The sequence below is a fragment of the Streptomyces sp. CC0208 genome (assembly GCF_003443735.1).
Classification (GTDB): Bacteria; Actinomycetota; Actinomycetes; order Streptomycetales; family Streptomycetaceae; genus Streptomyces; species Streptomyces sviceus.
Genome location: NZ_CP031969.1, coordinates 1,774,928 through 1,794,343, shown reverse-complemented (window position 1 = coordinate 1,794,343; position 19,416 = coordinate 1,774,928). Strand labels below are relative to the sequence as shown.

At 72.2% G+C, this 19,416-nt stretch carries 17 protein-coding genes; 10 read left to right on the top strand and 7 right to left on the bottom strand.

The window, feature by feature from the left end:
• Positions 1-100 precede the first annotated feature (100 nt).
• The 3 genes from rsgA (at position 101) to D1369_RS08190 (ending at position 3,222) form a co-directional block, all read left to right on the top strand.
• Positions 101-1,201 carry a ribosome small subunit-dependent GTPase A gene (gene rsgA / locus D1369_RS08200; protein ID WP_007385622.1) on the top strand — a complete coding sequence of 367 codons (1,101 nt, stop codon included), beginning with the start codon at positions 101-103 and terminating at the stop codon, positions 1,199-1,201.
• 147 nt (positions 1,202-1,348) lie between these two features.
• On the top strand, positions 1,349-2,728 hold the full coding sequence (locus D1369_RS08195) for a DNA-3-methyladenine glycosylase 2 family protein (protein WP_037901838.1): 1,380 nt from the start codon (positions 1,349-1,351) through the stop codon (positions 2,726-2,728).
• 2 nt (positions 2,729-2,730) lie between these two features.
• A complete protein-coding gene (locus D1369_RS08190) occupies positions 2,731-3,222 on the top strand; it encodes a methylated-DNA--[protein]-cysteine S-methyltransferase (protein WP_007385624.1) in 492 nt (163 codons plus the stop codon).
• On the opposite strand, the gene D1369_RS08185 is transcribed toward D1369_RS08190, so the two are convergent.
• Together D1369_RS08185 and D1369_RS08180 are read right to left on the bottom strand one after the other, a co-directional pair.
• Positions 3,219-3,590, bottom strand: coding sequence for a PPOX class F420-dependent oxidoreductase (locus D1369_RS08185; RefSeq protein WP_037901840.1), 372 nt, complete (start codon positions 3,588-3,590; stop codon positions 3,219-3,221). The two genes, D1369_RS08190 and D1369_RS08185, sit on opposite strands and share 4 nt — an antisense overlap.
• 98 nt (positions 3,591-3,688) lie before the next feature.
• A complete protein-coding gene (locus D1369_RS08180; protein ID WP_007385626.1) occupies positions 3,689-4,171 on the bottom strand; it encodes a DUF456 domain-containing protein in 483 nt (160 codons plus the stop codon).
• A gap of 621 nt (positions 4,172-4,792) precedes the next feature.
• Between D1369_RS08180 and D1369_RS43755 the strand changes: the two genes are divergently transcribed.
• Genes D1369_RS43755 through D1369_RS08165 form a run of 3 tightly spaced genes read left to right on the top strand, consistent with a single transcriptional unit; the run spans position 4,793 to position 8,749 of the window.
• Positions 4,793-6,553 (top strand): protein phosphatase 2C domain-containing protein, encoded by a 1,761-nt coding sequence (locus tag D1369_RS43755; protein WP_240436173.1) that lies wholly within the window; start codon positions 4,793-4,795, stop codon positions 6,551-6,553.
• Positions 6,554-6,607: 54 nt separating this feature from the next.
• Entirely contained in the window at positions 6,608-8,350 is a 1,743-nt protein-coding gene (locus D1369_RS08170) for a pyruvate dehydrogenase (RefSeq protein ID WP_007385628.1), read from the top strand.
• A gap of 27 nt (positions 8,351-8,377) precedes the next feature.
• Positions 8,378-8,749, top strand: a complete 372-nt coding sequence (locus tag D1369_RS08165; RefSeq protein WP_118082366.1) for a VOC family protein — start codon at positions 8,378-8,380, stop codon at positions 8,747-8,749.
• A 173-nt stretch (positions 8,750-8,922) separates the two neighbouring features.
• On the opposite strand, the gene D1369_RS08155 is transcribed toward D1369_RS08165, so the two are convergent.
• Entirely contained in the window at positions 8,923-10,338 is a 1,416-nt protein-coding gene (locus D1369_RS08155) for a helix-turn-helix transcriptional regulator (RefSeq protein ID WP_007385630.1), read from the bottom strand.
• A 211-nt stretch (positions 10,339-10,549) separates the two neighbouring features.
• On the opposite strand from D1369_RS08155, the gene D1369_RS08150 reads away from it, so the two are divergent.
• The 3 genes from D1369_RS08150 to D1369_RS08140 all read left to right on the top strand — a co-directional run bounded on the left by D1369_RS08150 (position 10,550) and on the right by D1369_RS08140 (position 12,970).
• The gene (locus D1369_RS08150) at positions 10,550-11,161 is read left to right on the top strand and encodes a hypothetical protein (RefSeq protein ID WP_037901844.1); all 612 of its coding nucleotides are present in this window, start codon (positions 10,550-10,552) and stop codon (positions 11,159-11,161) included.
• 111 nt (positions 11,162-11,272) lie between these two features.
• Complete coding sequence (locus D1369_RS08145) at positions 11,273-11,740, top strand: hypothetical protein (RefSeq protein ID WP_007385632.1); 468 nt, start codon at positions 11,273-11,275, stop codon at positions 11,738-11,740.
• Positions 11,741-12,547: 807 nt separating this feature from the next.
• On the top strand, positions 12,548-12,970 hold the full coding sequence (locus tag D1369_RS08140; RefSeq protein ID WP_007385633.1) for an ATP-binding protein: 423 nt from the start codon (positions 12,548-12,550) through the stop codon (positions 12,968-12,970).
• Between the two features lie 92 nt (positions 12,971-13,062).
• Here D1369_RS08140 and D1369_RS08135 read toward each other — a convergent pair whose 3' ends face one another.
• The gene (locus D1369_RS08135) at positions 13,063-14,103 is read right to left on the bottom strand and encodes a DUF2637 domain-containing protein (RefSeq protein WP_007385634.1); all 1,041 of its coding nucleotides are present in this window, start codon (positions 14,101-14,103) and stop codon (positions 13,063-13,065) included.
• Between the two features lie 314 nt (positions 14,104-14,417).
• Positions 14,418-15,293: a (2Fe-2S)-binding protein gene (locus D1369_RS08130; protein ID WP_118082365.1), complete on the bottom strand. Its 876-nt coding sequence runs from the start codon at positions 15,291-15,293 to the stop codon at positions 14,418-14,420.
• Between the two features lie 155 nt (positions 15,294-15,448).
• Here D1369_RS08130 and D1369_RS08125 point away from each other — a divergent pair, with 155 nt between their 5' ends.
• Positions 15,449-16,258, top strand: coding sequence for a GntR family transcriptional regulator (locus D1369_RS08125; RefSeq protein ID WP_037901847.1), 810 nt, complete (start codon positions 15,449-15,451; stop codon positions 16,256-16,258).
• 395 nt (positions 16,259-16,653) lie between these two features.
• On the opposite strand, the gene D1369_RS08120 is transcribed toward D1369_RS08125, so the two are convergent.
• Positions 16,654-17,427, bottom strand: a complete 774-nt coding sequence (locus D1369_RS08120) for a hypothetical protein (RefSeq protein WP_118082364.1) — start codon at positions 17,425-17,427, stop codon at positions 16,654-16,656.
• Positions 17,428-17,554: 127 nt separating this feature from the next.
• Positions 17,555-19,228: a PucR family transcriptional regulator ligand-binding domain-containing protein gene (locus D1369_RS08115; protein WP_007385638.1), complete on the bottom strand. Its 1,674-nt coding sequence runs from the start codon at positions 19,226-19,228 to the stop codon at positions 17,555-17,557.
• Between the last annotated feature and the right edge of the window lie 188 nt (positions 19,229-19,416).

Here is a 19,416-nt window from a genome sequence, read left to right as displayed (position 1 = left end):
GCGACGAGTGCTGCCCGCATCCAGATCATCAAGTCCACCTCCGTGGCCGTCGGCTGACACCAACTCCTTGCGCCGGGGCCACCCTTGTGAAGGGTCTCCCTTGACTTCCAGCTCCACTTCTCAGGTTTTCTCCGCTCTCGCTCCCTACGGCTGGGACGAGGACTGGGCGGACGCGTTCGCCCCCTACGAGCCCGAGGGGCTCCTGCCCGGACGGGTGGTCCGGGTCGACCGCGGGCAGTGCGACATCGTCACCGCCGACGGGATGCTGCGGGCCGACACCGCCTTCGTCACCCCGAACGACCCGATGCGGGTGCTGTGCACCGGCGACTGGGCCGTCGTCGAGCCCGCGGGCAACCCGCGGTACGTCCGGACGTATCTGCCGCGCCGTACCGCCTTCGTGCGCTCCACCTCCTCCAAGCGGTCCGAGGGGCAGATCCTCGCGGCCAACGTCGACCACGCGATCGTCGCCGTGTCGCTGGCCGTCGAACTCGACCTCGGTCGCATCGAACGGTTCCTGGCCCTGGCCTGGGAGTCCGGCGCCCAGCCGGTGGTCGTGCTCACCAAGGCCGACCTCGTGCCGGACGCGGCGACGCTCTCGCATCTCGTGCAGGACGTGGAGACCACGGCACCGGGGGTCCCGGTGCTGACCGTCAGCGCGCTGGACGGGGAGGGGCTCGACGTTCTCGCCGCGGTCGCCTCCGGCGGTACGACCGTGCTGCTCGGGCAGTCCGGTGCCGGGAAGTCCACCCTGGCGAACGCGCTCATCGGCGAGGACATGATGGCCGTGCAGGCCACTCGGGACGCGGACGGGAAGGGGCGCCACACCACCACGACCCGCAACCTGCTCGCCCTGCCCGGCGGGGGTGTGCTGATCGACACGCCCGGCCTGCGGGGGGTCGGCCTCTGGGACGCCGAGACGGGTGTCGCGCAGGTCTTCGCCGAGATCGAGGAACTGGGCCGGCAGTGCCGTTTCCACGACTGCGCGCACGAGAGCGAGCCGGGGTGCGCGGTGCTGGCCGCGATCGACTCCGGTGAGCTGCCCGAGCGGCGGCTGGAGAGCTACCGGAAGCTGATCCGGGAGAACCAGCGGATCGTGGCGAAGACGGACGCGAGGCTCCGTGCCGAGATCCGGAAGGACTGGAAGAAGAGGGGAGCACAGGGGAAGGCGGCGATGGAGGCGAAGAGGGGGCGCTGGGCGTAGGCGTTCTGCTGGACTGGACCCACTCAGGGGCGCGGGGAACCGCGCGACCAGCCCCGACGGACGCGCACCCGCCCACCGGCAGGTCCGATCGTCGTGTCCGTTTTCCGCCAGCCGCACCATCCCCGACGGCGGACACTGGAACACGTGATGGACGAAGACACCAGGTACGAAGCCGTCCGCAGCCGGGACGCCCGGTTCGACGGGGAGTTCTTCTTCGCCGTCGAGACGACCGGGATCTACTGCCGCCCCAGCTGTCCCGCGGTGACCCCGAAGCGTCACAACGTCCGCTTCTACGCGACGGCCGCCGCCGCGCAGGGCTCGGGGTTCCGGGCCTGCCGGCGGTGCCGTCCGGACGCGGTGCCCGGCTCCGCGGACTGGAACGCCCGCGCGGACGTGGTGGGCCGGGCGATGCGCCTGATCGGCGACGGTGTCGTCGACCGGGAAGGCGTCGTCGGGCTCGCCGACCGCCTCGGCTACAGCGCACGCCAGGTCCAGCGCCAGCTCACCGCCGAGCTCGGCGCGGGACCCGTCGCACTGGCCCGTGCCCAGCGGGCCCACACCGCGCGCGTCCTGCTCCAGACCACCGGCCTGCCGGTCACGGAGATCGCGTTCGCGTCGGGCTTCGCCAGCGTGCGGCAGTTCAACGACACGGTCCGGGAGATCTACGCCGCCACGCCCAGCGCCCTGCGGGCCGCGGCCCGGACCACCCGCCGCGCGGCCACTCCCACGGCGGGCATCCCGCTACGGCTCGCCCACCGCGGCCCCTACCGGTCCGGCGCCGTCTTCGATCTGCTGGAGAGCGAAGCCGTGCCCGGCGTCGAGGAGGTGAGCGGGGCACCCGGCCGGCGCACCTACCGCCGCACCCTCCGCCTCCCGCACGGCACCGGCATCGTCGCCGTCCGGGAACGCCCCGGCACGACCAGGACCACCTCCGGCTCGCACCCCGGCGGCTGGCTCGACGCCCAGCTGCACCTCACCGACCCCCGCGACCTGACCACCGCCGTCGGACGGCTGCGGCGGCTCCTCGACCTCGACGCCGACCCCTACGCCGTCGACGAGCGGCTCGCGGAGGACACCCGGCTCGCCCCCCTGGTCGCCGCCCGCCCCGGACTCCGGTCGCCCGGCGCCGCCGACCCCGAGGAGTGCGCCGTACGGGCACTGGTGGGCCGTAGCGAATCCGAACGGCTCGTCCGGCGCCACGGCAAGACCCTGGACGCGCCCTGCGGCAGCCTCACCCACCTCTTCCCCGAGCCCGCGGCCCTGTCGGAGGAAGCCGGTCCGCTGGGCACGCTGGCCACCGCCCTCGCCGACGGAACCGTACGACTCGATCCGGGCGCCGACCGCGACGAGGCGCAGCACGCGCTGCTCGCCCTGCCCGGTGTGGACGCCCGTACCGTCGCCGTCATCCGCACCCGTGCCCTCGGCGACCCGGATGTCGCCCCACCGGGCCTCGACGCCCCCGACACCTGGCGCCCCTGGCGCTCCTACGCCTGGCAACACCTGCGCACAGCAGGAGAGTTGGAGTAATCATGGCCATCCGCTGGACCCGTCTCGACAGCCCGGTCGGCACTCTGCTGCTCACCGCCGACGAGACCGGCGCACTGACCTCGCTGTCCGTCCCCGGGCAGAAGAACGGCCGTACCGTCCAGGAGGGTTGGGTCCACGACCCCGCCCACTTCCGGGATGCCGAGGAGCAGCTCGCCGCCTACTTCGCCGGTGAACTCAAGGAGTTCCAGCTGGAGTTGCGTCCCACGGGCACCGAGTTCCGGACCCGCGTCTGGGACGCCCTCGACGACGTGCCGTACGGCGCGACCACGACGTACGGCGAGATCGCCGCCCGCGTCGGTGCCTCACGCGTCGCCGTCCGGGCCGTGGGCGGCGCGATCGGCGCGAACCCGCTGCTGATCCTCCGCCCCTGCCACCGGGTGATCGGAGCGAACGGCCTGCTCACCGGGTACGCGGGCGGCCTGGAACGCAAGACGGCCCTGCTCACCCTCGAAGGCGCCCTCCAGAGCCCCTAGGACTCCTCCAGCCCCCAGCTGTGGATCCGCCGCGGATGGATGCGGATCAGCTCCTCGCTGAAGTGCGGGCCCAACTCGTGCGGGCCCGTGAGGAGTTCCGCCTCCCCGCGGATGTCGATGCCGCGCACCGTCCACGGGTTCAGGCTGACGATGTCGTCGACGACCAGGGCGACCTTCGGGTTCTTCCGGAGGTTGCGCCACTTCTTCGTACGGCCCATCGCGTGGCCGCCGATCAGGATGGTGCCGTCGTCCTGCGGGAAGAACCCGACCGGGTTCGCCTGCGGCTGCCCGTGCGGGTCGACGGTGGCGAGCCGCCCCAGCCGCTGGGACCTCAGGTACGCGCGCTCGGCCTCACTGAATTCGGTCATGGCAGCCACCCAAACACGCGCGCGAGGCCCCGCACATCGGTATCTCGCCCTAGGACCTGCCCGGACCGTCCAGGACCAGCTGGGCCTCTGTTCCCACGTCATCCCCACAGCACCGCCCCCAGCCACGCGCCCGTGATCAGCAGACAGGTGAAGAGTTCCGCCAGCACGCTGGAGCCGCCCGAGCGCATCGCCGTGCGCAGGGCGGCCTTCGCCTCCCTGTGGCGGCCGAGGCGGAGGCGTTCGGAGAGGTAGATGCCGCCCATGAACCCGGGGATCGCGCCGAGCACGGGGATCAGGAAGAAGCCGAGGAACGCGCCTACCCCGGCGTACACGGCCATGCGCGGGGTGGCCCCGCTCGTCCGCAGCCGGCGCGGCGGCAGCGCCCAGCGCACCACCTGGGAGAGGAACAGGGCGACCGTGGCCCCCACGAGCACGCCCCACGCCACGGGCTCCGGATCCTTCAGCGCCCACCACAGGACCGCGGACCACACCAGCCACGACCCCGGTACGCCGGGCACCAGAACCCCGACCAGGCCGAACAGCATGACCAGGCCGACGAGCAGGAGGTCCCACACTCCCATTCGTCCAGGGTGCAGGAGGACGGCAGGAAGCGCAGATCAGCGAGGGCCGCGGGCCCGGCCCGACCTTTTGGGCTACACGCGTTCGACAGCTCACTCGACACGCCGTTCGACGGGTGCGGCGGCACTTGATTTTCCGGATGCCCCGTTCTCATACGGCCCCCACGGTGGACAATTAGGGGCATGAGCCAGCAGGGGGGAAGGCCCACCGGTCAAGAGGACGACTGGTGGAGGCAGCTGTACGACTCCACCGACGACACGGGACCCACACCGGCCCCGGACACCCTCGACGACCGCTTCGCCTCGGCGGCGGGGACGGTACGGGACGGGACCGGGGGCACGGGGAGTGGGGCCGACGAGGCCGGCTCCGGGGCGGGGAGTCCTCGTGCCGGTGCCGGGGTTCCCGCGCCGCGCACAGGCTTCCCCGACGAGAGGGCCCCCGCACCCGGCCGGCACCGGGCCCCGTGGGAACCGGAACCGCCCTCTGACGCACCCGCCTCCTTCCCACCCGGCCCCAAGCCACCCGGCTTCGCCGAGCGCGCCCCCGAGGACCGGCCACCCTCGCCACCAGGTGGTCGTGCGTCCACGGAGACTCCTCCGGCCACGACGGTCCCGGCCTCGCGCATGCCGGCCGAGCCCCCGAGGCCCCCGACCGCTCCACCCCCACACCCCTCCGCCCCACCTCGCCCCACGGCCCCACCCCCGCCACCACAGCACGCCGACGACCGGGCCGACGAGGCCGGTCTAGGCGGGCCGGTTTCGCGAGGTGGTCCTGCGGGGAGTTCGGCGCAGGATGTGGGTCGTGGTCCCGCTTCGAGTCCGGCGCGGGATGTCGACGGTGCTGTCCCGCCCGACCGCGGTGATTCGGGCGGGGGCGGTTTCGGCGCACCCGTCCAGCAGGGCGGCCCCGCTGCCGGGCCGGCCCAGGACATCGTCGCCGACCGGCTCGTCTCGCCCGAGCCTGGCGACGCCCGAGGGCCCGGCTTCCGCGGAGGCGGCCCGGGTGAGGGTGTCCCGGGCGTTTCCGGTTCACGTGAGGGTGGCTCCGGGGAGGGCTTTGTCTCCGATGGGGCCGCCCTTGCCGGCGGTGACGAGGACGTGCCGACTCCCGGCCGCCCCGAGATCCCTCCAGGGCCCTCGGAGCGACGCGCGGCCGGCGCTCGACGCGGCGACGGTGACTGGTGGGCTGCTCCACCCGCCCCCACCCCTGCCCCCGAAGCCGAGTCCGTCCAAGAGCCCCCCGCAGTCGCGCCACCACCCCGTACCGGCCCCGCCTCGGCCCAGCCCACCCCCACGCCCGAGCGCCCCGGACACGACCCCGGATCGGGTCAGGTCAGCGCGCCCCGCCAGGACGAACCCACCCCCGCCCCACAGGCACCCCGCACCGCGACCCGCGTGGACCTCCCCACCCTCCCGCCCTCACCCGTCGGCTTCGTCGGCTCCGGTCCGCCCACCTACGACGCCGAACCCACCGCCCTCCCGCCCGCCGACCCCGACGAGCTCGACGACCTGGTGGCGGACACCGTGCTGGACGGGGCCAGGTACGGGGCCTGCACGCTGCGCGCGGTGTCCGTGCGCGGGGATTCGGCCAGGTTCCGGGGCGAGCCCCGCAGGGACTCCCTGCTCACCGCCCGTTTCGGCACCGGCGAACAGGCGTTGATCCTCGTCGCCATGGCCACCGGCGCCCGCGCCACCCCTGGCGCCCATCGCGCCGCCGCCGAGGCGTGTCACTGGATCGGACGGGCCGTGGGGCGCAGTCACGCCCGGCTCGCGCAGGACATCGGCGCCGCCCGCCGAGGTGACCTCAAGTCAGGGCTGCACCGGCTCACCGACCGCAGTCTCGGCAAGCTCCGCGCCAGCGCCGTCGAGCAGGGCATCGACCCGGAGGAGTACGCCGCCACCCTGCGCTGTCTGCTCCTGCCCGCCGATCCCGACTGCCGGGTCCGCGTCTTCTTCGGCGTCGGCGCGGGCGGCCTCTTCCGTCTCCGCGACGGCGAGTGGCACGACATCGAACCCCAGGTCACCGACATCACCGGCGAACCGGTCGTCGGCTTCGGCTCGCTGCCCCCCGAGACCCCCGACGGCGACCGCCTCACCATGGACCTCGGCATCCCCACACCCCCGAGCCCCTACGAGCCCGCACCCGAACCGCCCCGCGAGGCCTTCCGCTTCCGCGCCTCCGTCGCCCGCCCGGGTGATGCCCTCCTGATGTGCACCGGCGGCCTCGCCGACCCCCTGCGCGGCGAGCCCGAGCTGCGGGAGTACCTCACGGGACGGTGGTCGGACCCCACCCCGCCGGGTCTCGCCGCGTTCCTCGCCGACTCCCAGGTCCGGGTCAAGGGATATGCCGACGACCGTACGGCCGCCGCTGTTTGGGAGGCGTGATCGCGGCCAGTGTGGATTGATGGACCCAAGGAGACCGAAGGGGTGCATGGATCCATGGCCAAACAGAACGTCGCCGAACAGTTCGTTGACATCCTCGTCAAGGCCGGGGTGAAACGCCTCTACGGCGTCGTCGGCGACAGCCTCAACCCGGTCGTGGACGCGGTCCGCCGCAACGCCGCCATCGACTGGGTGCACGTACGGCACGAGGAGACCGCCGCCTTCGCCGCGGGCGCCGAGGCCCAGATCACCGGGAAGCTGGCCGCCTGCGCCGGTTCCTGCGGGCCCGGCAACCTGCACCTCATCAACGGGCTCTACGACGCCCACCGCTCCATGGCCCCGGTCCTCGCCCTCGCCTCGCACATCCCCTCCAGCGAGATCGGCCTCGGCTTCTTCCAGGAGACCCATCCCGACCGCCTCTTCCAGGAGTGCAGTCACTACAGCGAGATGATCTCCAACCCCCAGCAGATGCCGAGGCTGCTCCAGACCGCCATCCAGAACGCCGTCGGCCGCTCCGGCGTCAGCGTCGTCACCCTGCCCGGCGACATCGCCGACCAGCCCGCCCCCGACAAGGCCGCCGAGACCGCCCTCGTCACCTCCCGGCCCAGCGTCCGCCCCGGCGACGCCGAGATCGACAAGCTCGTCGAGATGATCGACAAGGCCGACAAGATCACCCTGTTCTGCGGCAGCGGCACCGCGGGCGCGCACGCCGAGGTCATGGAGTTCGCTCAGAAGGTCAAGTCACCCGTGGGGCACGCCCTCAGGGGCAAGGAATGGATCCAGTACGACAATCCATTCGATGTCGGCATGAGCGGTCTTCTCGGCTACGGCGCTGCCTACGAGGCGACCCACGAGTGCGACCTGCTGATCCTGCTCGGCACCGACTTCCCGTACAACGCCTTCCTCCCCGACGACGTCAAGATCGTCCAAGTCGACGTGCGTCCCGAGCACTTGGGCCGCCGCTCCAAGCTCGACCTCGCCGTGTGGGGTGATGTGAAGGAGACCCTGCGATGTCTGACGCCGCGGGTGAGGGAGAAGACGAACCGGCGCTTCCTCGACAAGATGCTCAAGAAGCACGCTGACGCACTCGAAGGGGTCGTCAAGGCGTACACCCGCAAGGTCGACAAGCACGTCCCGATCCATCCCGAGTACGTGGCCTCCGTACTCGACGAACTCGCCGACGACGACGCGGTGTTCACCGTCGACACCGGCATGTGCAATGTGTGGGCCGCCCGCTACATCTCGCCCAACGGCCGCCGCCGCGTGATCGGTTCGTTCTCGCACGGGTCCATGGCGAACGCGTTGCCCATGGCGATCGGGGCGCAGTTCACCGACCGGAGGCGACAGGTCGTGTCGATGTCCGGGGACGGCGGGTTCTCCATGCTGATGGGCGACTTCCTGACCCTCGTGCAGTACGACCTCCCCGTGAAAGTCGTCCTGTTCAACAACTCCTCGCTGGGCATGGTCGAGTTGGAGATGCTGGTCGCCGGGCTGCCCTCCTACGGCACCACCAACAAGAACCCCGACTTCGCCGCCGTGGCCCAGGCCTGTGGGGCCTACGGAGTGCGCGTCGAGAAGCCCAAGGACCTCGCCGGGGCCCTGAAGTCGGCGTTCAAGCACAAGGGGCCCGCCCTCGTCGACATCGTCACCGACCCCAACGCCCTGTCCATCCCGCCGAAGATCAGCGCCGAGATGGTCACCGGCTTCGCGCTGTCCGCCTCGAAGATCGTCCTCGACGGCGGAGTCGGCCGCATGCTCCAGATGGCCCGCTCCAACCTCCGCAACATGCCACGGCCCTGAGGAGCCCGAAGCTGCCAGACTGGCCGCATGCCGGAAATCGTCTTCACCGATGTCGCGCCCGTCGTCCCGGTCCGGAACCTCGACGCGGCCCTGGAGCGGTACCGCCGACTGGGTTTCTCCGCGCGTGCCTACGACGGTCCGCAGCGGTACGGCTTCGTCGAGCGGGGCTCGGTCTCCATCCACCTCAGCGAGTGGTCCGAGCACGACCCCCTGCGCACCGGAGCCGTCGTCTACCTCTACGTGAGTGACGCCGACGCCGTCCATGCCGAATGGACGGCGTCCGGCGTCGAGGGCCGCTTCAGCGAGCCGGCCGACACGCCTTACGGGCTACGGGAGTTCACCTACGTGGACGCCGACGGCACGGCCCACCGGGTGGGGTCCGCGCCCGAAGGGCCCTAGGCCCTGTCGTCAAATTCCCGCCTGCCCCGCGACGCCATGCACGCACTCTCGCCGCACCGGGCACAGACCCACGTACAACCAGTACGAGGGCCTGCGCCCGGCACGCCGAGAGCACGCACCTGACGCCGCGGGGCCCGCCCTTCGGGCGGACGACGGGAATTTGACGACAGGGCCTAGGTGCCGGACGGCACCCACGCCCGCTCGCCCGCGGCGTTCGTGCCGTACCAGAGACGGGTCAGGCCCTTGATGCTGGTCGTGCGGAACGGGCGGCCGTGGTCGTCGATGCGGACCGTGCCGGTGCGGCCCTGCGAGGACCAGTCGAGTTCGAGGTACCAGTTGCAGTCGTACGTCTCCGTCGTCGCGGTGACCAGCAGCACCTCCGGGTCCGTGGCGGAGACCCGGTAGGGGAACTGCACCGCGGGGACGGTCTGTCCGGTCTCGTTGCCGGCGACCGGGTGGGCGATGGGGCGGTCGATGTCCAGGTTCACGTCGAAGCCGCGCGGGGTGATCCCGCCGCCGCAGCCCTGGTCCATGGCGTACGCGGTACCGGGTGCCGGGGAACCGCGGCCGGTGATCCGGACCCGGAGCGCCTCCAGGACGACGGCCGTGGACGACCGTCCCTGCACGGAGATCTGCACCTTCGTCTCCCGCCCGTGGATCGCGCCCTGCGTCGCCGCCCAGATCCCGGCGTCCTGCACGAGCGGGGGCGGCGGCACCTCGGAGGGCGGCTTGTCGATGACGTAGTCGTGACCGCAGCTTCCCTCCCAGATCTGGGAGTTCGCGCTCCAGGTCAGGGGAGTGCCGACGGAGGTCCCCTGCTGAGCGGGGCCCGCGCTCTCCTTCGAGGTGCCGCGGCCGTGGGACGCTGAAGCGGAGGGGTGAGTTCCGGTGGACTCGGCCGAGGGGGAGGCGGAGGTGGCGGAGGGACTCGGTGACGGCGATCCGGAACGGCCGGGCAGGCCCGACGCGGTCGTCCGGGACGACGGGTCGGGAGCCTGGGCCACCTTGTCCGAGGCGGGACGGCCGGACGGCAGCGCCGACAGACTGCCCACAGTGGCGAGAGCGACCACGACGGCGGCCGCGGTGACGAGGAAACGCCGACGCCGGTACCAGGGGCGGGGCGGGGGAGCGGCCCCCGACACCTGCACGGAGTCCGGCTCTCCCGCACTCTCACTGTCGTCCGGTCCCTCCCCTGCGTAGGCGCTCCCCGAGCCCGGCCCATCGGCTGCGTCCGCGTGAGGACCTTCCGCTGCTCCCGCCGGCACGACGAAAGCCTCAGGCGACTCCGCCGACTCAGGCGACTCCGTCGGCTCCGCAGTCCGCGGCCGCTGTCTCGCCGCCACCGCCGACAGCCACAGCCGGTGCAGGTCCATCCGCTCCTCGGCCGACGCCCCGCACAGGGCGGCGAACCGCTCCACCGGTGCGAAGTCGACCGGCACGGCGTCCCCGGCGCAGTACCGGTGCAGGGTCGAGGTGTTCATGCCCAGCCGCCGGGCCAGCGAGCCGTAGCTGCGGTCCGTGCGCTCCTTCAGCCGCCGCAGCAGGGCCGCGAACTCCTGGACATCGTCCTGTGGTTCAGGTGCCGACAACGATTCCCCCTAGATCCCGCATCCCAGGCACTCCCTATACCTGCACGTCAGAAGGCCTGGGATGGTTCCATGCCGACGGATCCCGTGTCCCGTGTTGCGTCCGCCCCGTGTGACCGCTGATGCTCTTGGTGTCACACCGACCGGGCCGGACCGACCATCCGGCGCCGTCGTGGCATCCCACATTCCTGTACGTATCTCACGGGGGACACTCATGCCCAAGCACAGTCGAGCAGGCGGGCTCACCGTACTCTCTCTCACCGGCCTCATGCTCGGCGTCACCCTCGCTGTGCAGGCCGGAGCCGCGCCGGCCGCGCCCAAGTTCCTCTCGGCCGCCGACCTCCCCCCGCACCCCTCGTCCACGTGGACGGCGGGCAAGGTGACCGACGGCGTACCGGACGAACTGCAGCTCTGCCTGAAGGACGCGCTGCCGGGTTACGACTCCCGGTACCGCGACTTCCGCACCGACCTGGACACCAGTGCCCGCCAGCTGACGATCGAGGTCGGCACCAAGACCAAGGCCGCGGCCCTCGCCACCCGCATGAACAAGGAGATCCGCACCTGCGCGGACCGCCTCGAACAGGGCGACCCGGATCTCGAGGCGACGTACAAGGACTACGGCAAGGTCGCGGTCGAGGAGGGCGCCCGGGTGCACGGCCTGCACACCGAGCACTCGTTCGGCGCCACCGACATCCACCTGCTGTCCGTCGGCCGGGACGACCGGACCGTCACCGTCGTGGAGTGGTCCCAGATGGGCGACTTCGCCGACGCCCCGGTCAAGGCCTTCAAGAAGACGACCGCCACCGCGGTGAACAAGCTCCACTGAAGCCGGGGCCGCCCTCCCGCACGGGGGTCGGGCGGGCGGCCCCGCACGGACCAACCAGCAGCAGGACCACATGACCAGCAGCACGAACCGCAAAGAAAACGGGGAACACAGATGAACACGACCAAGGCGACCCGCCGCACCACCCTGGCCCTCGGCCTCGCCCTGGCCCTCGGGCTCGGCGTCACGGCCCAGGCCTCCGCCGGAGCACCGCGCAGCGTCAGCGGGAAGCCCTCCGACAACATCACGCGCATCGCCGACTTCTACGGCGCCTACATCGACGCGGTGACCGACGAGGGCAGCGGCGACCTCCGGGACGCCCTGCGCGCCCACTACCTCACGCCCGCCTTCCAGAAGGAACTGAACGCCTGGGAGGAGAAGGAGCACGCCGACGGCGTCCTGCGCGCCCAGAACGTGCCCCTCGCCTGGAAGGTCACCGACAACGGCTCCACCGCCGCCCGCACGGAGGCCGTCGTCACCCTCACCTGGAGCGCCGGCCAGACCAGCACCCTCGTGGTCGACATGACCCGCGGCAGCCACAAGATCCTGCACATCGGTGCCAAGGGACTCGGCAGCAAGTAGCGGCGGATTCCGGCCAGTTTCCCTGCTGCCCCACCTCTTCGCCGTATACGACGAGGTCGGCAGCGCGGAGTCGGCAGATCAGCCCATGCCAGGCGGTCCCGGTGTCCCGGAGCCGGCTGGACCGGGAGCCCCACGGCATCGTGGGACCGGAGGCCGCCCGAGGGAAACATGTGCACCGGCCCACCCCCGCCGCCGGACCCCGATCCTCGGGTGCCGGCGGCGGGGGCGCACGTGTTCAGGGGGCGCGTGTGCCCTCGTACGGCAGGCTCCTGACCCGGCGGCCGGGCCGGGCACGGGTGCGACCGGGGCCGGTCGCCGACTGCCGGGCCTGGTCAGACCGCTTCTCCCGGAGTTCTGGACTCACCCCGCCGAACAGGTACTTTTCCCAGTCTTCCCGCTCGTGAAGGGCTCGCGCGCCGCCCGGGGCGTCCGGCGCTCGGACGGCGGAGCGCCGGGCACATGCCATCCGGAGGGGACCAGCGGCACAGGCAGCGCGTGGCAGGAGGCCCGTGCGGTCCGCCGCGGGGCGTCCTCCTCTCGGCGATCGCGCCGTCGTACGCGGGGGTTCGCGGGGCGGCGTCCGGGATCCGTCCGCTCCGTCGACGCGCCCGTGGTCGCCCCCGCAAACGTGGCCGAACACCTGGTCGTTGACGATTCGACATGACTGGCGCATGAACTACGGGGCATGGATCCCCGTGAACGTGTTCGAGCAGGAGGGAAACCGACATCGGCACGCGGGCGGGGGTCATGAAGAGGCAGGCACGAGGAGGCGGTCCCACGGCAGTTGGGGCCTTCTCGGTACAGACCATGGAGGAGAACGCCGACAGCGCCCTGGAGCAGGCGCAGTCGCCTCAGCTCCGGCGCACACTGGAGCGGGCGGACCTGGGGGCCGTACCCGAGACACGCAGGGCCTTGCGCGAGCTGTTACGGCACTGGGGGAGGCCCGGGCGATCCGAGATAGCCGAACTGCTCACCAGCGAGCTCGTCACCAACGCGCTCGTGCACACCGACCACGACGCGGTCGTCACGGCCACGGTCGGGCCGCGGGCCCTGAGGGTGGAGGTGCGGGACTTCGTCGCCCGCATACCCCGGGTGCGGGTGGCGAACGCCGACGACCACACGCACGGCAGGGGCCTCGCCCTGGTGCAGTCCCTCGCGGACGCCTGGGGCGTACGGGCACACGGCGTGGGCAAGTCCGTCTGGTTCGAACTCGACGCCGGAGCGGCGTGAACCACGGGAAGGGGGCGTGACCGCGTCGGTCACGCCCCCTTCCCGTGGTGCTCCGGCCTTTCGGCCGCGCCCTTCAGGCCTCGGCCTTCGCCTCAGCCGAACTGCTGCTCAAGATCCTTGAGTTTGCGCTCCAGCGAGTCGAGACGCGGAAGGGCCATTGTGTCGTCCTCCGCGGTGAGATCGACGGAGCCCGACTCGGAACCGCCGCGGACGGGCTGGAGAGAGGGACGCTGACGTACCGGCAGCGGCTCCGGGGTGGATATCGCAGGCTCCGCGGAAGCTCGCTCCAGGGCAGCGGCGGCCTGCGGCTGCTCCAACTGGCGCCCGCCGCCCCGGCCGACGAAGCCGCGGTGGCCCCGGCTGATCGCCTTGAGCTGCGCCCGCTCCACCCGCTCCTGCTCGCGGCGCCTGAGACGGGCCGCCTCCTTCTGGCGCTTGTCCTCGCGGACCTCGTCGACCGCCTCGTCAAGGCTGCGCACGTTCTCCAGCAGCATCAGCGACCAGGCCTTGTACGTCTCACGCGGCGCCCTCAGCCAGCGGACGATGCGGATCTGGGGCAGCGGACGCGGCACCAGACCCTGCTCGCGCAGCGCGGCCCGGCGGGTCTGCTTCAGCGCGCGGTCGAACAGGACGGCCGCCGAGAGGGACATGCCGGAGAAGAACTGGGGCGCGCCGTCGTGACCGAAACCCCTGGGCGCGTGCACCCAGTTGAACCAGGCCGCGGCGCCCGCGAACGTCCACACCAGTATCCGGGAGCCGAGCGCGGCGTCACCGTGGCTGGCCTCGCGCACAGCGAGGACGGAGCAGAACATGGCCGCGCCGTCCAGGCCGAACGGGACCAGGTACTCCCAGCCGTTGGAGAGGCCGAGGTTCTCCTGGCCGAAGCCCACCAGGCCGTGGAAGGAGAGGGCGGCGGCAACCGCCGCACAGCAGAACAGGAGGACATAGGAGGCGGTGCCGTATATGGCCTCCTTGCGCCTGCGGCGCTCCTCGCTGCGCTCCCACGAGTCGTCTTTCGCGTGCTCCCCGCCGGACCGCTTGCTCCGCGCGAGCACCGCCACCGCCGCCAGCATGCCCAGGAGCAGTACGGCGCCCGGAAGCAACCAGTTCAGCGATATGTCGGTCAGTCTCATCTGGGGTCCCTTGCATTGGGATAGGGCGTAACGCCCGCCATAGTGGCCCAATCCCAACGGCCCTCAGGCGTTTTCGGGGCAAGAGGCCGCCAAGGAAGTGCAAGGGGTTGCCCAGGGCGGCGTTCTGCTCGAACTGCCGCTTGAGGGGCGGGAGTTGAGTTCGAATAAGACTACCCGTACGGGTGGTTCCACGGAAAGTTCCTGCGGCAAGTGAGGAAGTTGTGAATTGCCTGTAACCGAACGGGCGTCCCAGTCGGCGTTGATCTTACGGGACGCGGAAGCGGTGCCCGCGCCGGGGGTCCCCTGAGGGGTCCTCAACTCGCCGCGGCCGCCGTGAGCTTGGCGATGCGGTCCGTGTCGCAGGTGCGCGGACAGGTGACGCAGGTGTCGGCCGGATCCAGTGTGTAGTACATGCAGCAGCTCACCCGGTCCCGGGTGAGCAGCGACCCGCCGTCCGGACCGGCCAGCGCGCGGAAGGCCGGAGAGCCGACGTACGGCTTCGTCGTCCCGGGCAGCAGCAGCTCCAGGGCGTGCTCGGCCCGGCGCTTCTCGTGCTCGCCGAGGAGCCCGGCGACGTACCAGATCCCCTCGACGATCTCGTCGGTCACCATGCCCCACAGGGCCCGGCCGCGGCGGCGCATGCGCGGGCCGAAGGCGGCCAGCAGCGGCTCCATGTGCTCGGCGACCGCGTCCCGCAGCTCGGCGCGCAGGGACTCCTCGTCGGGGACCGTGTACGCGCCCGGCAGTGCCGCCGCCGGGTCGCCCGGGAGACAGGCGAAGCGGCCCGGGTGGACCGCGAGGGACATCGGGCCCCGGGTGCGGTCGTAGGAGACGTGCGTCACGGGGTAGCGGGGGACCCGGCGGTGCAGGAACCACGGTGCCGTGAAGAGGAGACAGGCCGGCCAGGCGTAGCGGTGCAGACCGAAGCCGGCGATCACGTCCGGGCGGCCCTTCCTGGCTTTGTCCCTGAGGACCTGCTCGTCGTCCCAGGCGAGGAAGGCGTCCAGGGCCGTCGCGTTCTCCGCGAGGTCGGCGGCGGTGACCCAGCCGTCGGTGGCGGGGAGCGGGGTGTCCTCGGGCAGCTCCGTGACCGTGAGGACCGGCAGGGCCTCGGTCAGACGCGCATAGGCGGCGGTGACGGCCGACCGGACGGCAGGGGCCGAACGGGGGGCGGGCAGCGGTGTGAGCATGCGGGTCCACCGATTCGCAGTCGACTGGAGGTAAGCCTTACCTTACCAAGTTGTTCAGGATTTGAACTGGAGCGTTCTGCGCCTAAGGTGCTTGACGGGTGAGTAACAACCTGCCGTTAATGACCCCAAGTACCGACACGTCCGGAGGAGGGCCCGTGAAGCAGGGTGTGCAGGGCTCCGCCGGGACGGGAGGCGCGGAGCGGTCCGTGGACCGGGACGCGGGGTCGGTTCGGGTGCCGCCGCAGCTGCGGGCCGCCGACGTGGCGCGAGTCCGGGCCGAGGCGGGTTCCGGGGTCCGGGGCGAGCACACCCACAGCGAGGTGCCGATTCCCCGGCCGGTCGTGCAGCGGGCCTCGGTGCGGGGCCAGATCCTCGACGCCCTGCGTACCGCGCTGCTCGCGGGGGAGTTGCGGCCCGGAGAGGTGTACTCGGCGCCCGCGCTGGGAGAACAGTTCGGGGTGTCGGCGACACCCGTGCGGGAGGCCATGCAGCAACTCGCGCTGGAGGGGGCCGTCGAGGTCGTTCCCAACCGCGGGTTCCGGGTGGTCGAGCGGGGCGCCCGCGAGCTGGCCGAACTGGCCGAGGTACGGGCGCTGATCGAGGTGCCGGTGGTGTTGCGGCTGGCACGGAGTGTGCCGGTGGAGCGCTGGGCGGAGTTGCGGCCGGTGGCGGAGGCGACCGTACGAGCCGCGTCCTCGGGGTGCCGGGCCACGTACGCGAAGGCCGACCGGGCGTTTCACCGTGCGGTGCTGCTGCTGTCGGGGAACGAGCAACTGGTGCAGATCTCGGAGGACTTGCACCGGCGGTCGCAGTGGCCGCTGGTGGGCGGGGCCGCGGCGCGAGGACGGGCGGACCTGATCGCGGACGCGGCGGAGCACGCGGCGCTGCTGGACGCGTTGATCGCGCGGGATCTGGATGTGGTGCGGGGGCTGGTGGGCGGGCACTTCGCCGGCGGCGCGGCCTGAGGAGGGGGTGTTCTGCGGGTTCGGTGGGGGCGGGTGTTTGTGCGCCCACGCGGCGGAGCCGCATATGGACACAGTCCCGCGCCCCTGGGTGCCTGCGGCGCAGCTGTGGGTTCGGTGGGGGCTTGTGTAGCGCGTGCGGTGTGGTTTGGGGTCGGGGCCGGGGTGGGGGGTGTCCGTCCTCGGTCCGGCGGCTCGGCTGCTTGAGCAGGGCTCTGTATCGGACGCCGGCCGCTGCGGGCGGACACCCCCCACCCCGTCCCCTTCCCGCCGTACGCGGCCAACGGCCCACGGCCCATTCCGACTCGGGTGACTGCACCCACCCAGGGGCGCGGGGAACTGCGCGACCAACCCCCACACACCCGCACCCGGCACCCCCCTAGGCACCCCCCGTCACCTCACGCCGTGGCCGCCGGCGGTGCCAACTGCCGTGCCAGCCACGTCGGTACGCCTCCCAGCAGCTGGTACAACCGCCGTGCTTCCTCGCGCAGTCGGGACGCCTCCGGCTCCACCTCCGCGTCCGCCAGCGAGACGAGCGCCGGTGCCGTGCCCACCAGGTAGCCCAACTCCTCGCGGATCCGCAGCGATTCGGCGAACCCGTGCCGCGCCTCGGCCAACTCGCCCTCCCGCAGGGCCAGTCCGGCGAGGTGGCGCCAGGTGAAGGACAGCAGCAGGGGGTCGGAGTGGGCCGTGGCGCCCGCGTGGGCGCGGCGGTAGGCCGCTCGGGCCGCCTGCGGGGCCTGGGCCAGGTTCTCCGCCAGCAGGCCCCGGCGGAAGTCCAGCAGGGCCCGTCCCCGCGCCCCCGGAGCGATCAGCGCAGCCGCCCGGCCCAGCGCGGCCCTCGCCTCGTCCGCGCGGTCACGGACCCCGTGGAGCGTCGAGGCGTACGCGAGTTGCCCTCGTTCACAAGCGGCCGCCCCCCGTTCGTCGTCGCTGTGGGCCAGCGCCTCGGCGGTGCGCAGCGCGTCCTCCGCCTCCGCCCAGCCCTGCTCCGTGTACAGGCAGCGTTCCACCAGCAGGGCCGCTCTCTGCAGGGCCGCCGGTGCGGTGACCGGTTGGAGCAGGGCGGCCGCGTCGGCCCAGCAGGCCCGGGAGCGCAGCCGCCATACCGCGGTCTGGAGTGGATCGTCACCGGCGGTCGTTCCGTTACCAGACATGGCGGTATGCGCCACGTTGCCCTCCCCGAGCGCGCCGTCGAGCTTTGAGTGGTGGCGGCATCTCAGCACGAAACGACGGGCCCGGCCAAGGGGGTGGGTGAAGGAATTCACAAAGTCGTGGGAGTCCGGGGACCCGCCGGGTTCAGCTCATCCGCAGTGCCAGGAAGAAATCCAGCTTGTCCTCGAGGCGTGACAGGTCGCGGCTCGTCAACTGCTCGATCCGCCCGACGCGGTAGCGCAGCGTGTTGACGTGCAGGTGGAGGCGGGTCGCGCACCGGGTCCAGGAGCCGTCGCAGTCCAGAAAGGCCTCCAGGGTGGGGATCAACTCGGCCCGGTGGCGGCGGTCGTAGTCCCGGAGCGGGTCGAGCAGCCGGGCCGTGAAGGCGCGGCGGACGTCGTCCGGCACGAAGGGCAGCAGCAGGACGTGCGAGGCCAGCTCCTGGTGACCTGCGGCGCAGACCCGGCCGGCGCGGGCCGCCGCCACTCTGCGGGCGTGGCGGGCCTCCTCCAGCGCGCCGCGCAGGCCCTCCGCCGAGTGCACCGACGCGCTGACGCCCAGAGTCACCCTGCCGTCGTCGTCCAGTCCGGCCGACAAGGGGCCCCGGACCGATTCCAGCAGCCCTTCCGCCAGGATGCCCGACTCCGAGCCGTCGTGCTCGGTGGAGACCGCGGGGAGGGGGACGAGCGCGATCGCCTCGTCGCCGGTGTGGGCCACCGCGATGCGGTCGGACGGTTCGGGGCCGGTCGCGAGGGGGTCCACCAGGATCTCCTCCAGGAGGGACTGCGCCATCGGGCCGCCCTCCAGCTCACCGTCCTGCCATTCGACCCGCGCCACCACGACCTGCCAGTGAGGGGCCGCTCCGAGGCCGGGGAGGAGGACCGGCGCCGCGACCCGCAGGCGTGCGGCGATCTCGGCCGGTGCCGCTCCCGTCTGCACCAGTTCCAGGACCTCCTGGGCCAGGCGGCGACGGACCGTGCGGGCCGCGTCCCTGCGGTCCCGCTCGACCGCGATCAGCTGGGTGACGCCCTGGAGGAGGTCCAGGCGCTCCTCCGGCCAGTCACCGGCGTCCGCCTCCACCGCCAGCAGCCAGTCGGACAGGACGGTCTCGCGTACGTCCCTTGAGGCCTGGGAGGAGCGGCCGCTGCTGCGGACCGGGAAGAGCGAGTACGCCGACGAGCCGAGCGTGACTCTGTGGGGGCCGCGGCGACCGGTGCGGGCCGCGGCCTGATGCTCTGCCGCCAGCTTCGCGCAGGTGTCCGCGGGCAGGCCGGGGCCCGCCACCTTCGGGCCCGCGATCAGGCGGCCGGTCGGGGACAGGACCCAGGCGCGCAGGTCCAGGTCCGAGCCGAGGAGGTCGAGGACCACGTCCGGGCCACCGCCCGCCGGGCCCGAGGTCATCATGCGGCGGTGGCGGTCCACCACGGCCGCCAGGTCACCCGCGCGCTCGCCCGAGACCTGCCGTACGACATGCTCGGTGATCGTCGCGAAGGCCACCGACTCGTGCACCGCGAACAGGGGCAGCCGGTGCCGGGCGCAGGCGACGACCAGGTCCTCCGGGACATCGCCCAGCTCCGCCTCGCCGGCCGCCAGCGCCACCACCCCGGCCTGTACCAGGAGTCGTACGAAAGGCTCCGAGTCGGCGGCGTCCCGGCGCCAGGCGAGGCCTGTCAGGACCAGTTCCCCGCCGGAGAGGTAGCGACTGGGGTCGCGCAGGTCCGTGGTCATCACACCGCGCACGGTGCGGTCCAGTTCGTCCTCGCCGCCGAGCAGCCGCAGGCCCAGCGCGTCGGTGTCCAGCAGTGCGCGCAGCCGCATTCTCGTCGCCGCCGTTCTTTGTCTCGAAATCTACGATGGAGAAGGGGTCCGGTGGGGAGGGGGAGCGGCCGCTGCCGCCTCCGGGGCTGTGTCCCAGGTCACGTGGGCTGTGCCGCACGTTTCCGCAGGGCTGTATCGGATGTTTCCCAAGGAAAACACGGAGGTTACCGAGCACCACCGTTCATACG